Raw genomic sequence first — 13,885 nt, forward strand, 5'->3', positions numbered from 1 at the left:
GGGACGGATGACTAGAACACGCATTCTCTGGATCGTCTGGGTACTGGGCACGCTGATCGTCGCGGCCCTGTTCGCCAATAAACTGTTCTTTGCGGGCAACCGGACCGCCGTTTTGCCCGGCCAGACCGCAGGCGCACACCACCAGATTGAGGTCTCTTGCGACACCTGTCACACGTCGGGGCCGTTTGCCTCTGCCAAGAAGATCAAGAAAGACATCAACAAGACCTGCGTCACCTGCCACAAGGAAGAGCTTGCCGCCGCAGACGACAGCCACCCGTTGAAAAAATTCACCAACCCGCGCATGGCCTCCTATTGGGAAAAGGTCGACGGCCGGTTCTGCACCACCTGCCACGCCGAGCATCAGCCGGAAATCACTTCCGAGGCGATGGTCACCCTGCATGGTGATTTCTGTGTCGCCTGCCACAGCGAAGGCGATCAGGACATCCGCAAAGACCGCGCCAGCCACGCCGATCTGACCTTTGACACCTGTGCTAGCTCGGGCTGCCACAACTATCACGACAACCGCGCCCTGTACGAAGATTTCCTTGTGAAACATGCGGGCGCACCGTGGGTTGCCGCCTCGCCCGTCCACCCGACCGAGGCCTTGGCGCATAGCTACACCCCCGTCAGCGCGGATCAGATCGAAACCTATCTGGCCAGCATCGATGCACCCGCCGATGTTGTGCCCGCGCCCGCACCGGCCGTTGATCTGAACGAGATCACCCACGACTGGGCCGCCTCGTCCCACGCGGCGGCGGATGTGAATTGTTCGGGCTGTCACGCGCCCGAGGCCGAAACGCAGGCCGAGATCGACGAGCAATGGACGGACATCGTGACCGAGGCCACCTGCGCCAGCTGTCACAAGGACCAGATGCGTTCCTTTTCGACCGGCAAACACGGCATGCGCCGCCACCCCAAGATCGCCAAACCCCGTTCGGCCAAGGATGCATTGAAATTCCTGGGCGTAAAAAAGCCGTCCAAAGAATTGCAGGCCGAGGTCGCGAAATACCTGAACGATCCGACCAACCCCGGCGTCATGACCCCGGATGAGGCGTTGATCCACCTGAACCCCGAGGCGGCGCACGATAGCCTGACCTGCGCGACCTGCCACACGCCCCACCGCCAAGACACGCAACGCGCGGCGGTTGAGGCCTGTACGACCTGCCATGTGGATGACCACACCCGCGCCTATTTCGACAGCCCCCACTATGATCTGTGGCAGGCGGAACTGGCCGGTGATCTGCCCGCGGGGTCCGGTGTGACCTGCGCGACCTGCCACATGCCCAAATCCGAAAGCCGCGACAAGGTTGTGACCGACCACAACCAGACCGCGACGCTTCGCCCGAATGAAAAGATGATCCGGCCTGTTTGTCAGGCCTGTCATAGCCTTGGCTTTGCAATTGATGCCTTGGCTGACGATGCGCTGATCCAGAATAATTTCTCGGGTCAGCCCAGCGCCCACATCCCATCCATAGATTGGGCACTAGACCGCGTGGAGCCACCGACGCAAGGCGCCAACCAATGAATCGGCGGCCTCCACGCACCTGCCACCAACGAAAACGGAAGCAACAGGAGACAGTTTTATGACCCGTTTTAGCACCAAGATCAAAGCAACACTTGCCGCCGCAGCCGTCGCAACCGGCGTCAGCGCCCCCCAAGCCATGGCCGAGGGCATGGAATTCCAAACCGTAACCGACCTTCTGCACCTCGTGATGAGCTCGGACCGTACGGTTTACACCCGTATGATCGTTAACCGTCTGGCCGTCCAAGAGGGCGTGATCAAGGCATCCGAGCACTTTGTCGATGACAAAGCTCTGGTTCTGCCCGCCCAGATGTTCCGCTTTGGCTCGGAACTGGTTGCGGAATCGACCGACGAGTTCTCGTACTCGCTGCTGTCGCTGTGGCCGATCAACAAACAGAACGCCCCGACCACCGATCTGGAAAAAGAAGGTCTGGAATACATCGCCGACAACCCCGGTGAGAACTTCTACGGCGAAGAAGAGCTGGGCGGCACCACCTACTTTACCGCTGTGTACCCTGACGTTGCTGTGGCCGAGGCCTGCTATGCCTGCCACAACGATCACAAAGACAGCCCCCGCACCGACTTCCAAGCCGGTGATGTTATGGGCGGTGTTGTGATCCGCATCCCGATGGACAGCTAAGATCATGAACCTGCGGCAATCTCTCCTTGCCGCTTGGGCGGGGCTGGTCCTGTGTGGATCGGCCCCAACCCATGCTGACGGTCTGGACGCGATTTTGTCCCCCAAGGGGCTGGACGGGTTTGTGACTGTTGACCGCATCCCCACGCCCGATCATCCGACGCTACAGTCGGGACAGGCGGTTTGGGGTGGTCTTTGCCAGAATTGTCATGGCGGGGATCGCCTGACAGGGGCGCCGAAAATCACCGCAACAGACGCGTGGGCACCACGGATTGAACAGGGTCTGCCAACCCTGATCGATCACGCCATCAACGGGTTCTACGGACCCACATACAAAGAAATGCCCCCACGGGGCGGCAATCCCGATCTGACCGACGCTCAGGTCATCGCGGCTGTCGCCTTTATGGTCTGGGCAAGCGGCGGGGCAGATGAGGCCCTTGCCTATCTCAACACATCAGGACAGTGAAATGACGCCAGAACAAATCGATATGGTTCAAGCCAGCTTTAAAAAAGTGGCTCCCATCGCAGACACCGCCGCAGACATCTTTTACGACCGTCTGTTTGAAATCGCCCCCGAGGTCCGCAGCCTGTTCCCCGAGGACATGACGGATCAGAAAAAGAAACTGATGCAGATGATCGGGATCGCGGTGAACGGCCTGACGCGTCTGGACGACATCCTGCCCGCCGTTCAGGATCTGGGCGCGCGCCATGTGGGTTATGACGTCAAACCGGAACATTACGACGTGGTTGGCGCGGCGCTGTTGTTCACGCTGGGCAAGGGTCTGGGCGATGAATTCACCCCCGAGCTTGAGGCCGCATGGACCGAGACCTACACCACCCTCGCAGGCGTGATGATCAAGGCCCAAGAGGACGCAAGCGCGGCCTAAACCCGCCTTAGTTCAATTTGTTACGTTGGATGGCCGCCGCTTCTTCGGCGGCCTTTTCCATGCTTTCGGGATCGTCATCGGGAATGGCGTACCCACCGGTCAGCCACTTGCCCAGATCGATATCCGCGCATCGTTTGGAACAGAACGGGCGGTATTTCTGCACCGTTTCTTTTTTGCAAATCGGACAGCTCATTCCAGCCCCGCAATGTCGATCGGCAGGCGCTCGCGCTTGCGCGTCATTTCAAAACAGCCCATCGCGGTCCACCCGATCTGGGTCGTCTCGATCCCGTCTTGGCGAAACGCCGCGCGCAGGGATTGTTCGACCACACGGCGGTCCTTTTTCGGCATGGGCGCGAAATCGACCACCACCTGACCCGCCAGCCCCATCAGGCGCAGAACCCGCGGCAAATCCTTGGCAGCGGCGATATTGGCCTTGAGGCCCGCCGCAGGCGAAGTATCCCCGCCGGTGTTCACATCCACAGCCACAAGCGCGCGCGTAGGTTCGACATACATCTTGCCGCCACCGGACAGGCCAACACCACGGGTCAGGCCAATCAGACTGTCGAGCACGCCGAAATCATCAAACGCACCGTCGCGGGCGATGACGTCCTGTTCGCGGACCTCGGCCCAATCGCGCCACGCCAGATGGTGCGCATCCGCCCCATCGACCAGCAACTCGGGATCACCGGTTTGATCATCCATCACGGCCACGGCCAAATCGCGCATCGCCGCGATGTCATCGGCGATGTCATCGGCATCCGCCCCCGCACAGGCCGACCGCAGGATCAGACCAAAGCCCTCATCCAGACCATCCATGCCCTCATGCGCCAGTTCCAACAGACGATCTCGTTCCTCGTCGTCACGGATCGCGCGGGAAATGTTCAGACCGGGCGCGTTCGGGGTGATGATGGCATAGCGGCTTTTGAACAGGACACGCGGAGTGACCGGTACGGCCTTGCCGCCCTCGGCGTATCCCGTAACCATCACCAATAGCGCCTGACCGGGCGACAACCCCTTGGCCTGACGCAAAAACGCGGTGTCCCCATCGGGCAGGGTCAGGAACACACCGCCCTGACCTTTGACCTGACGTTCGACCTTGGCGCGGTAAATCGCACCGGGCAGTGGCGTGCCCTCGGGCGCGTCGATCAGCAGATCGTCCAGCTTGCCATCGCGCAGCAACGCGGCGGCCTTGCGTCCGTTCAGCTGATCCAGAATGACGGTCACGCCTTTCATGGCTGCTCCTTATAGATGGGATATCCGGCCGCGTTCAGAACCGCCGCCGTTTCGGCCAAGGGCAATCCGACGACGCCGGAAAAGGACCCGCTGATCCATGGGATGAACGCCTCGGCCAGACCTTGGATGCCGTATCCACCCGCCTTGCCCTGCCATTCGCCGGACTGCAGGTAATGGTTCAGTTCCTCATCCGACAGGCGCTTCATCTTGACGTTCGTAACGACCGAGCGTTCCCAGATGCGGTCCGCCGTGCGCACCGCAAGGGCGGTGATCACCTGATGGCGACGCCCCGACATGGCCAGCAGAAATTCCGCCGCCTGCCCCGCATCGGCGGGCTTGCCCAGAATACGGCGCCCAAGGGCCACGGTCGTATCCGCGCAGAGCACGATTTCACCCTCGGCAAGGGTAATCGCCTCGGCCTTCTCGCGGGCCATACGGGCGCAATAGGGTCGGGGCAATTCACGGGGATTGGGGTCTTCGTTGATGTCGGCGGGACGAATCTCATCCGCCACGACCCCGATCTGCGCCAAAAGTTCCTTTCGGCGCGGACTTGCAGATCCCAGTATCAGACGCAAAGCGTTACTTGAAACGATAGTTGATCCGACCCTTGGTCAGATCGTAGGGGGTCATTTCGACCTGTACACGGTCGCCTGCCAGAACACGGATACGGTTTTTGCGCATCTTCCCTGCCGTATGTGCGATGATTTCATGGCCGTTCTCAAGCTCGACCCGGAATGTCGCATTCGGCAGGAGTTCCTTTACGACGCCGGGAAATTCGAGCATTTCTTCCTTGGCCATGGTCACTCCATTCGCTGTTTCCTGCCTTTTCAAAGGCGTGGCCTTAAATGCTCTTGGTTTGGCTTATTTTCAAGGCCTAATTCAGAAAAGACGCCGAGATGTGACCGTTTGCGTGCGCTTTTCCTGTTCCGGCCAATGCGCGTGGTTGAAAACATGCCCCCCGTCGCGGACCGCGCGAATCTGATCAAGGGTCACATCGCCCATCACCCAGCCCGGTGCGTTCAGCGCCCCCTCGGCCAAAACACCCGTCGGCGGAAAGCCCAGATCGGGCGGGCCATAGATCGCCGCCGCCCCGACGTTTTCATCGACGGCGGGCGACCACATCGCATCACCGACGGTCGGCGATTGTACGACGACGCACTGTCCCTCAAGCGCGCGGGCCATCGCCCCCACCCGCACCCGCCAATATCCGGCCAGCGTATCGGTACAAGACGGCACCAACAGGATATCCACCCCGCCCTCGATCAACGCGCGGGCCAGCAGGGGAAATTCGCTGTCATAACAGATCAAAACGCCGATCCGCCCAAGGCGGGTTTCAAACACCTGCAGCGGATCACCGGCGGTGACGTCCCATGTTTCGCGTTCGAACCGCGTCATGATCTGTTTGTCCTGATACCCGCGTGTGCCGTCAGGTGTACACAGAACCGCGCGGTTGACGGGGCGCGCCGCCCCATCGGGCCATGCGGGACCGGATGGGGTCAGGATATGCACGCCGTGCGACACGGCCAGTCCCGCGAACACGTCCTGCATATCGGACAGGCGCGCGGCGGCAGAAGTCAGAGACGCCTCAAGGTCACCGGCCACCGCCGCCCCGTCCAACGCGGCCAGTTCCATCGCACCGTATTCGGGAAAGACCAACAGGTCCGCACCGCCCGCAACGGCGTCCTCCACCCACGCGGTCCATTTTGCGACCAGCGCGTCCCATGTGTCAAACGCGTCCAGCGGATAGGCCGCAGCGGCCAGCCTCATAGCTCTTTAATCCAGAACTGCAGGGATTTTGCCGTCTGCTCGGCCGCGCCCACATCGCGCCACGAGAACTGGGCGATTGCCCCGTCCAGTTTCGAATACCCGCGCCCACGCCAGAACCCATCCAGCGGACGATAATTCGGGTCGCGCATCGGGTGGTCATCGGGGCGCATCACCCCGCAAAACGCCGAATACCGGCGGCCCAATGCGCGGGCGTGCTGTTCGCGCGCGTCGAAAAACGCGTGCCCAGCCCCCTGACCGCGATAGTCGGACAACAGAACACTTTCGGCGCAATAAAACACGTCCCCAAGGGCAATGCCCGCCAGCCCAAACGGAAGCGCGAAGTCCTCGGCGTGATCTTCCATCGGGGTACCGGTCGATGCGCCGACCAATGTCTCGCCATCGAATGCGGCGACCAGAATGGCATCCGCACTGTCGCGGTAGCTGGCCATATAATCGCGCTCGTAGTCCAGATCGCCATCATAGAGATATGGCCAATCGCGAAACACCTGAATGCGCAGGTTTGCCAGCCCGTCCAGATGCGGGTCCAACTCATCGCCGGTCAGAACGCGGTACTCTAACGTCATGACAGTTGCTGCCGCAGTTCGTTCAGGTTGAAATAGGTGGTGAGGCGGCTGATCTTGCCATCGCGGAACGAGAAAAAGCTACCACCAGGCAGGACATAGACCTGTCCCGTCGCCTTGGGCATGCCGATATCCGTGCGCACATATTCGCCCCGCACCAGATATTCGGCCGCCCCGCGCATGTGGTCTGGGCTCTCAAGCTCGACCACGTTCAGCACGCGTTCTTGGTAACAGCGCATCAGTTGTTCACAATAATCGCGGAACAACGCCTTGCCCTCACGGATCGTGCCCTCATTCACATGATGGGACACATCGTCGGTCATCTGTTCCAGCATCCCGTCGATGTCACCGGCATTGAACGCCTCAAAATAACGGGTGATGGCGGATGCACTCATATACTCAGTCCTGTGTGGGCGGTCCGAAACGGTCGATCAGCTTTTGCTTTATCTGGTCGCGGGTCTGGCGATAGGCGGTCAGTTTCGACTCGCGGCTTTCACCGATGCCCGACGGGTCGAGAATAGGCCAATATTCCACCTCTAGGTGAAAAAACCGCGTCAGTTCCAGCGCCCGACGCTGACTTGCGGGAGACAATGCTACGATCAGGTCATAACCCGACAGGTCATCGCCCCAATCTTCCATTTCGTCAAAGCTGCGTGAGCGGTGGCGTTCCAGAGGGACGTCAATCTCGGCGCAGGCCGCAATGGCAAAGCCGTCGATCTCCATATCGTTCCGCACGCCCGCGGATTGGACGTAAAACGAATGTCCATACAGGCGCTTGGCAATGCCTTCGGCCATAGGCGAACGGATCGCGTTATGGTCACAGCAGAACAGAACCGAGCTTGGCAATCCCGACGGCACCCTCACCCCCCAAAGTGCAGAACGCAGATCAGGGTAAACAAACGGCGCGCGGTATCAAGGTCCAGATTGGCCTTACCCTCAAGCCGCTCTTGCAGAACGCGCGCGCCCTCGTTGTGAATCCCGCGACGGGCCATGTCGATGGCCTCAATCTGGCTGGGGGGCAGCTTTTTCACCGCGTCGAAATAGCTCTCACAGATCTGGAAGTAATCTTTGACCACCTGACGGAAAGGACCCAGCGACAGGTGGAATTCGGCCACCTTATCGCCCGCCTCTTGGCGGACATCAAACACCAGACGTTTTTCGCGGATGCCCAGAAACAGGTGATAGGGACCCTCGGGCATATCCACGCCCTCGCGCGTCGGCAGGGCGAAACTGTTGTCCTCTAGCAGGTCAAAGATCGCGACCTTGCGCTCCTGCTCAATCTCGGCGGTGGGGGCGGGCAGGCCGGCATCGTCGATCTCGACATGGCTGAGGCGTGCTGTGGAGGTGGACATCACTCTTCCTCGTTTAACCGTTCCAACCGCGCACGGACCGACAGGCCATGCGCCTCCAAGCTCTCGGATTTGGCAAGGCATTCAGCAGCCGGACCAATCGCCTTGAGCGCGGATGGTGTCATCTTGGCCAGTGTGGTGCGTTTGACAAAGTCCATTACCGACAATCCGGACGAAAAACGCGCCGAGCGCGCCGTTGGCAACACATGGTTCGGCCCACCGATGTAATCGCCGATGGCTTCGGGCGTCCAATTGCCTAGGAAAATGGCACCCGCATGGGTGATTTTCTCGGACAGGGCATCGGGATCGGCCACACACAGTTCAAGGTGCTCGGGCGCCACGCGATTCGACAGGGCCGCGGCCTCATCCAGAGTATCGACCACGATGACCGCGCCGAAATCGCGCCAGCTGGCCTCGGCGATTGCGCGGCGTTCCAGCGTTTCCAGACGTTTTTCAACGGCGGCAACCACGGCCACACCGAATGCGGCATCATCCGTGATCAGGATCGACTGCGCGCTTTCGTCATGTTCGGCTTGGGACAGCAGATCGACCGCGATCCAGTCGGGATCGTTGTTGCCATCCGCAATCACCAGAATTTCAGACGGACCCGCAATCATGTCGATGCCGACCTTGCCGAATACACGCCGTTTCGCAGCCGCCACAAAGGCGTTGCCCGGACCGGTGATCTTGTCCACGGGGGCAATCGTTTCGGTGCCATAGGCCAGCGCGCCAATCGCCTGTGCCCCGCCGATGCGATAGATCGTATCGACACCCGACAGTTTTGCCGCCAACAGAACCAGCGGATTGCATTCGCCCTTGGGCGTTGGCGACACGATAACCAAACGCTCCACGCCCGCAACCTGTGCGGGGATCGCGTTCATCAGAACCGACGACGGATAGGACGCCAAACCACCGGGGACATAGAGACCCGCCGCCGACACCGGCGTCCACCGCCAGCCCAGCATCGCGCCATGTTCGTCGGTCCAGCTCTGATCCTCGGGCAACTGACGGGCGTGATAATCGCGAATACGTTCCGCCGCCAGTTCCAGCGCGGCGCGTTCATCGTCCGGCACCTTGGCGCATTCGGCGTCGATTTCCTCGGCCGTGAACGCCAATGTCTCGGGCGTCAAATCCATACCGTCGAATTTGGCGGTATAGTCGATCAGGGCCTGATCGCCGCGCGTCTGAACATCATGCAGGATGTCGCGCACGATGTCGTCGACATCGGGGCTGTCCTCACGTTTTGCCCCCAAAAGGGCGGCGAAACGGTCTTGGAAATCGGCATCGCTGCTGTTCAGAAATACGGGCATGGGCCTTCTCCTATTTCGGGCCGTGGTAGCGCGTTTTGATATTGGGGTCTATCCCGAGATCGCCGCCTAGTCGCGGTGCGTCGGCACCTTACCCGAGGGGGCAACATAGGGCTTGGTCACGTCTTTCAACACGACATCCAGACATTCAACCGCCAGACGGATCACCCCGTCGCCGGCAAAGGTCAGGTCCACGTGCCCTGCCCCGTCTTCGCCCGCCTCGAACGTGATCGACAACAGGGACAGGATCACGTCCTTATCCGCGCGGTCGATCCCTTGGGACGAGACGCCCAGAACGTCCTGGACCGACAGAACCGATTGCACACGCTCAAACGCACGACCCGACCGTTCGGCCACGGGGCGATCTTCCCAGCGGAACCGGTTCAGCAACAGGGCGAACCGGCGCGCGCCGGATTGGTATGTCATCTCGGTCACCGGCAGGATCGCATCCTGCACCAGCGCCGAAATCACCGTCAGATCATCCGCGGTTTCGGCCATCAGGCTGACGGGGCGTTCGCCTCCGTCTTCAAATCGTGCGTCTTGGGGCATCAGCTACTGATCCGTTCGATATGGGCGCCACAGGCCCCCAGTTTCTCTTCGACACGCTCGTATCCGCGATCAAGGTGATAGACGCGGCTGACCACCGTTTCGCCCTCGGCCGCGAGGGCCGCAAGGATCAGGGACACGGAGGCGCGCAGGTCCGTCGCCATCACCGGCGCGCCTTTCAGACGCTCAACTCCCGTCACGGTGGCGGTGCCGCCGTGGACCTCGATCTGGGCCCCCATGCGGGTCAGTTCGGGGGCATGCATGAACCGGTTCTCGAAAATCTTCTCTTCCAGAACACTGACCCCATCGGCAGTGCACAACAGGGCCATCATCTGGGCCTGCAAATCGGTCGGGAAGCCGGGGAACGGTTCGGTGGTGACATCAACGCCGCTGATCCGGCCGTTCTTGCGGCTGACCTTGAGGCCGCGCGCGGTTTCCTCAACCGACACGCCTGCCGCATCCAGCTTCTCGGCAAAGGCCGCGACCAGATCCATACGACCACCCAGACATTCCACCGTGCCGCCGGTGATCGCGGGGGCCAGCATATAGGTCCCAAGTTCAATCCGGTCGGTCACAACGGGATGGGTCGCGCCGTGCAGGCGCTCCACACCTTGGATCGTGATGGTATCGGTGCCCTCGCCCTCAATCTGGGCGCCCATTTTGCGCAGGCATTGCGCCAGATCGACGATTTCGGGCTCACGCGCCGCGTTGCGCAGGACCGTCGTCCCCTTGGCCAGCGTCGCCGCCATCAGGATGTTTTCAGTCGCACCCACAGACACAAAGGGGAATTCGAATTCCGCGCCCTTCAGGCCGCCACGCGCCTCGGCGTGGACATACCCGTCCTTGAGCTCCAGCTCCGCGCCCAGCGCCTCAAGCCCGCGCAGGTGCAAATCCACAGGCCGCGCCCCAATCGCACAGCCGCCGGGCAGCGACACCTCGGCCTGACCGTGGCGCGCCAACAGCGGACCCAGAACCAGAATCGACGCCCGCATCTTACGCACGATGTCATATTCGGCGCGGTGCGTGCTCAGGTCATGCGACGACATCGCCAGAACCTGACCATCCTGCAGTTTGGTCACCTCGGCCCCGAGCGAGCCAAGCAGTTCCGTCATCGTGCGGATGTCCGACAAACGCGGCGCATTGGTCAGCGTCAGCGGCTCATCGCTGAGCAATGTCGCGGGCATCAGCGTCAGACACGCGTTCTTGGCCCCCGCAATCGGGATTTCGCCATTCAGCGCGCCGCCACCTTTAACCAGAATCGAATCCATCAACCTAACCTTTGTCTGCCGCCTCGTTCCCATCGCGCGCCCGCGCCTGCGCCTTACGACGCGCGAGGTTCGCCTTGAGCGCCTGTTTCAGGCGATCTTCGCGCGAGACCTGTTTTTGCGAGCTATTTTTCGATGGTTTTTTCTTTTCCATAAGCTTTCTCTACCCTAGTCGAAAAAAAGGGTCCAGATAGCGCTTGCACCCCGCGCGAAATGCGTCTAATCACCCGCCCACAGTGAGACGCCGCAGTAGCTCAGTGGTAGAGCGCACCCTTGGTAAGGGTGAGGTCGGGAGTTCAATCCTCCCCTGCGGCACCACCGGTTTTCCCGCAAAAATTCGGATATATCTGGCCTAGCCTAGGGCGAGGTTATTCTGTGCCTTTGACGCGCGATTCAATTGCCCCCGCTGTCCGCGCACGGATTTCGCGCCGACGACTGAGGTTCATCGTATGAACTGTGAAACGTGATTTGGACGCGGTTGTGCCCACGTCACCGATCAGGTGATATCGCGCAGTCCCATCTGGCCCTCAAGCGCAAGGACAGCCGCAGAAAGCGTGCCCACGCTTCCCGCCACCGAATAGATAAACACCATCATCATCCATGATGCGCCCAACATTGCCACGCCACACGCGCAAGCGATGCCAAACAGAAACCCCGCAGTCAGAACACCAATGCCCATCTGGTCTCTCCCCAAAAACGCCCCAGCCCAGATGTAACTAACAATATTTCAAATGCGGCTCACTTTGTGGTGTTTTTGTAAAGTGGACGTCAAAAAACTGTCGCACACGTCAATTTTGCAACGCCAACTCTGGGATAAGGTGCGCTTGAGGCGGTTATTGCTCCCAATCCCACGGGCGAGTGAACTCTCCCAACAGGTGGCGAACCGCGTCTTTGTCGACCTCACCCTCGGGGGCGAGAACGGCAACAAGACCGCGTTTCTTGTCCTCTCTGACCTCACGTACCGTGACCGCGTGTCCCGCCTCGGCCAGCGCGGCGTTGTACACCCGCGTGATGGCGCGCTTGCGCAAATCGGGCTTGAACACCTTACCCACGGCGGTCTTGGGCAGTTCATCCAGAATCTCGACATGTTTGGGCACGGCGGCGCGTTCATGGATGTGCTTGCGCGCATAGTCTCGCAGTTCGCTGGCCTCAACCTCAGCCCCGTCGACCAGTTCGACATAGGCACAGGGCAGTTCGCCCGCAAAACTGTCGGGCTGACCTATCGCACCGACAAAGGCGACGGCGGGATGACCGGCAAGGGCCTCTTCGATTTCGGCGGGGTCGATGTTGTGACCGCCACGGATGATCAGATCCTTGGCGCGTCCGGTGATGTAGAGATACCCGTCCTCATCCAAACGACCGAGATCGCCCGTGCGCAGGTATGTTTCGCCCGCGAACAGGCCCTCATTCTTGGATTGATCCGTGTAGGTCTGGCCGGTCAAGACACCGGGGTTGGCGACGCAAATCTCACCAACCTCATCCACACCGCATTCGCGCACGATAGTGCCACAGTCATCGCATTGCAGGATTTTGACGTCCGTATGCGGGAACGGCAAACCGACCGAACCGATTTTCTTGCGCCCCTCGGGCGGGTTGATCGACACAAGGCACGTCGCCTCGGTCAAACCATAACCTTCGCAGATGGTGACGCCGGTGGCCTTTTCAAACCGGTTATACAGTTCCACCGGCAAGGGCGCGGACCCCGAAAACGCATAGCGCAGGCTGGACACATCCGCGTCCACAGGCCGCTGCATCAGCGCGGCGATGGCGGTTGGCACGGTGATGACGAAGGTGACTTTCCAGCGCTCAACCAGCTTCCAGAAGTTATCAAATACGCCGTCCCCGCGATAACCGGCAGGCGTCGGAAACACCACATGCGCGCCGGATGCCAGAACCGACATCAGGACCGGATAGGCGGCAAACACATGGAACAGGGGCAGCGGACAGATCAGCGTGTCGTTCTCATTGAAGAGCATCCGGTGGCCCAACCAGCCGTTATAGATCATGCCGGAATGCTTGTGCTGGGCGACCTTGGGCATCCCAGTTGTACCACCCGTGTGGAACAGTGCGCCAATACGGTCGCCGCTCTCGACAAAGGTCAATTTGTCACCCGCATGTTTGGCGCATTCCGCGTTAAAATCCAGAACATCGGCGTGGTGGATGCGATCGTTTTTCGGTCGGATCAGGGGGGCGATCCATTTCTTGGGCGGCGTCATATAGCGCACCAGATCGACCTCAAGCACCGTGGTCACATGCGGTGCGTGCTCGACCGCCTCGGCGACCTTTTGGGCCACGTCGGTTTTCGGCAGGCTCTTGATCGTGACCACAACGCGGGCGTTGGTTTCTCGCAGGATCGCGGAAATCTGCTCGGGCTCTAGCAAAGGGTTGATCGGGTTCACGATCCCCGCCGTTGCACCGGCCAGCAGGGCCACCGCCGTCTCGTTACAGTTGGGCATGACATAGGCGACCACGTCGTTTTCACCCACGCCAATCGCGCGCAGCATATTCGCCGCGCGTGTCACCGCGGCGTGCAGGTCCGTCCACGTCAGCGTCTCGGCCTTGTCCTTGGGGCCAGAAAACAGCTGATAGCTGATCGCGGAACGGGTCGGGAATTTTGCGGCGGTCTGTGTCAGTTGTTGATACAGCGTCTCGGGCACATCCCGATCCGCCCAAGGCATCTCTGCCTCTATCGCCTTAACGTGGTCCAGTTCCGTGGTGTCAGCCATGGTTTCCCTCCTCCTGCGATCTGGCACGTGTGCCGATCTTGCTCCCTATCGGAACATGCAAAAGG

19 protein-coding genes and 1 tRNA gene are annotated in these 13,885 nt (G+C 60.7%); 5 read left to right on the forward strand and 15 right to left on the reverse strand.

The annotated features are described in order from the left end of the window. Nucleotides 1–7: 7 nt before the first annotated feature. Genes R1W00_RS04270 through R1W00_RS04285 form a run of 4 tightly spaced genes read left to right on the forward strand, consistent with a single transcriptional unit; the run spans nt 8 to nt 3,046 of the window. A complete protein-coding gene (locus R1W00_RS04270; RefSeq protein ID WP_317261468.1) occupies nt 8–1,525 on the forward strand; it encodes an ammonia-forming cytochrome c nitrite reductase subunit c552 in 1,518 nt (505 codons plus the stop codon). Nucleotides 1,526–1,583: 58 nt separating this feature from the next. Next, nucleotides 1,584–2,162, forward strand: a complete 579-nt coding sequence (locus R1W00_RS04275; RefSeq protein WP_317261469.1) for a DUF3365 domain-containing protein — start codon at nt 1,584–1,586, stop codon at nt 2,160–2,162. A gap of 4 nt (nt 2,163–2,166) precedes the next feature. Continuing rightward, the gene (locus tag R1W00_RS04280) at nt 2,167–2,625 is read left to right on the forward strand and encodes a c-type cytochrome (RefSeq protein ID WP_317261470.1); all 459 of its coding nucleotides are present in this window, start codon (nt 2,167–2,169) and stop codon (nt 2,623–2,625) included. A gap of 1 nt (nt 2,626) precedes the next feature. Next, complete coding sequence (locus tag R1W00_RS04285) at nt 2,627–3,046, forward strand: globin family protein (protein WP_317261471.1); 420 nt, start codon at nt 2,627–2,629, stop codon at nt 3,044–3,046. Between the two features lie 7 nt (nt 3,047–3,053). Here R1W00_RS04285 and R1W00_RS04290 read toward each other — a convergent pair whose 3' ends face one another. The 13 genes from R1W00_RS04290 to R1W00_RS04350 form a co-directional block, all read right to left on the reverse strand. Continuing rightward, nucleotides 3,054–3,239, reverse strand: coding sequence for a DNA gyrase inhibitor YacG (locus R1W00_RS04290; protein ID WP_317261472.1), 186 nt, complete (start codon nt 3,237–3,239; stop codon nt 3,054–3,056). Beyond that, nucleotides 3,236–4,279 carry a ribonuclease E/G gene (locus R1W00_RS04295; protein WP_317261473.1) on the reverse strand — a complete coding sequence of 348 codons (1,044 nt, stop codon included), beginning with the start codon at nt 4,277–4,279 and terminating at the stop codon, nt 3,236–3,238. The genes R1W00_RS04290 and R1W00_RS04295 overlap by 4 nt, the downstream gene beginning before the upstream one ends. Beyond that, nucleotides 4,276–4,854 (reverse strand): Maf family protein, encoded by a 579-nt coding sequence (locus R1W00_RS04300; RefSeq protein ID WP_317261474.1) that lies wholly within the window; start codon nt 4,852–4,854, stop codon nt 4,276–4,278. The genes R1W00_RS04295 and R1W00_RS04300 overlap by 4 nt, the downstream gene beginning before the upstream one ends. Before the next feature lie 4 nt (nt 4,855–4,858). Then, complete coding sequence (gene infA / locus R1W00_RS04305) at nt 4,859–5,077, reverse strand: translation initiation factor IF-1 (RefSeq protein WP_037209844.1); 219 nt, start codon at nt 5,075–5,077, stop codon at nt 4,859–4,861. Nucleotides 5,078–5,158: 81 nt separating this feature from the next. Continuing rightward, a complete protein-coding gene (locus R1W00_RS04310) occupies nt 5,159–6,046 on the reverse strand; it encodes a carbon-nitrogen hydrolase family protein (RefSeq protein ID WP_317261475.1) in 888 nt (295 codons plus the stop codon). Then, entirely contained in the window at nt 6,043–6,630 is a 588-nt protein-coding gene (locus R1W00_RS04315) for a GNAT family N-acetyltransferase (RefSeq protein WP_317261476.1), read from the reverse strand. Before R1W00_RS04315 ends, R1W00_RS04310 begins: the two co-directional genes overlap by 4 nt. Then, nucleotides 6,627–7,022 (reverse strand): ketosteroid isomerase-related protein, encoded by a 396-nt coding sequence (locus tag R1W00_RS04320; RefSeq protein WP_317261477.1) that lies wholly within the window; start codon nt 7,020–7,022, stop codon nt 6,627–6,629. Before R1W00_RS04320 ends, R1W00_RS04315 begins: the two co-directional genes overlap by 4 nt. 4 nt (nt 7,023–7,026) lie before the next feature. Further along, on the reverse strand, nt 7,027–7,422 hold the full coding sequence (locus tag R1W00_RS04325; RefSeq protein WP_410901526.1) for a low molecular weight phosphatase family protein: 396 nt from the start codon (nt 7,420–7,422) through the stop codon (nt 7,027–7,029). A 65-nt stretch (nt 7,423–7,487) separates the two neighbouring features. After that, a complete protein-coding gene (locus R1W00_RS04330; RefSeq protein ID WP_317261479.1) occupies nt 7,488–7,979 on the reverse strand; it encodes a UPF0262 family protein in 492 nt (163 codons plus the stop codon). Continuing rightward, nucleotides 7,979–9,286 carry a histidinol dehydrogenase gene (hisD, locus tag R1W00_RS04335; protein ID WP_317261480.1) on the reverse strand — a complete coding sequence of 436 codons (1,308 nt, stop codon included), beginning with the start codon at nt 9,284–9,286 and terminating at the stop codon, nt 7,979–7,981. The genes R1W00_RS04330 and hisD overlap by 1 nt, the downstream gene beginning before the upstream one ends. A 66-nt stretch (nt 9,287–9,352) precedes the next feature. Further along, nucleotides 9,353–9,832, reverse strand: coding sequence for a DUF2948 family protein (locus R1W00_RS04340; RefSeq protein ID WP_317261481.1), 480 nt, complete (start codon nt 9,830–9,832; stop codon nt 9,353–9,355). After that, a complete protein-coding gene (murA, locus tag R1W00_RS04345; RefSeq protein ID WP_317261482.1) occupies nt 9,832–11,097 on the reverse strand; it encodes a UDP-N-acetylglucosamine 1-carboxyvinyltransferase in 1,266 nt (421 codons plus the stop codon). The genes R1W00_RS04340 and murA overlap by 1 nt, the downstream gene beginning before the upstream one ends. Nucleotides 11,098–11,101: 4 nt before the next feature. Further along, nucleotides 11,102–11,248 (reverse strand): hypothetical protein, encoded by a 147-nt coding sequence (locus R1W00_RS04350; RefSeq protein WP_317261483.1) that lies wholly within the window; start codon nt 11,246–11,248, stop codon nt 11,102–11,104. Nucleotides 11,249–11,337: 89 nt separating this feature from the next. Here R1W00_RS04350 and R1W00_RS04355 point away from each other — a divergent pair. After that, a tRNA-Thr gene (locus R1W00_RS04355) sits at nt 11,338–11,412 on the forward strand. Between the two features lie 178 nt (nt 11,413–11,590). On the opposite strand, the gene R1W00_RS04360 is transcribed toward R1W00_RS04355, so the two are convergent. Next, a complete protein-coding gene (locus R1W00_RS04360; protein WP_317261484.1) occupies nt 11,591–11,773 on the reverse strand; it encodes a hypothetical protein in 183 nt (60 codons plus the stop codon). A 154-nt stretch (nt 11,774–11,927) separates the two neighbouring features. Continuing rightward, nucleotides 11,928–13,820, reverse strand: coding sequence for an acyl-CoA synthetase (locus R1W00_RS04365; RefSeq protein WP_317261485.1), 1,893 nt, complete (start codon nt 13,818–13,820; stop codon nt 11,928–11,930). Nucleotides 13,821–13,885 lie beyond the last annotated feature (65 nt).

Origin of the sequence: Rhodovulum sp. FJ3 (assembly GCF_032918305.1) — a bacterium.
GTDB lineage: Bacteria > Pseudomonadota > Alphaproteobacteria > Rhodobacterales > Rhodobacteraceae > SAT37.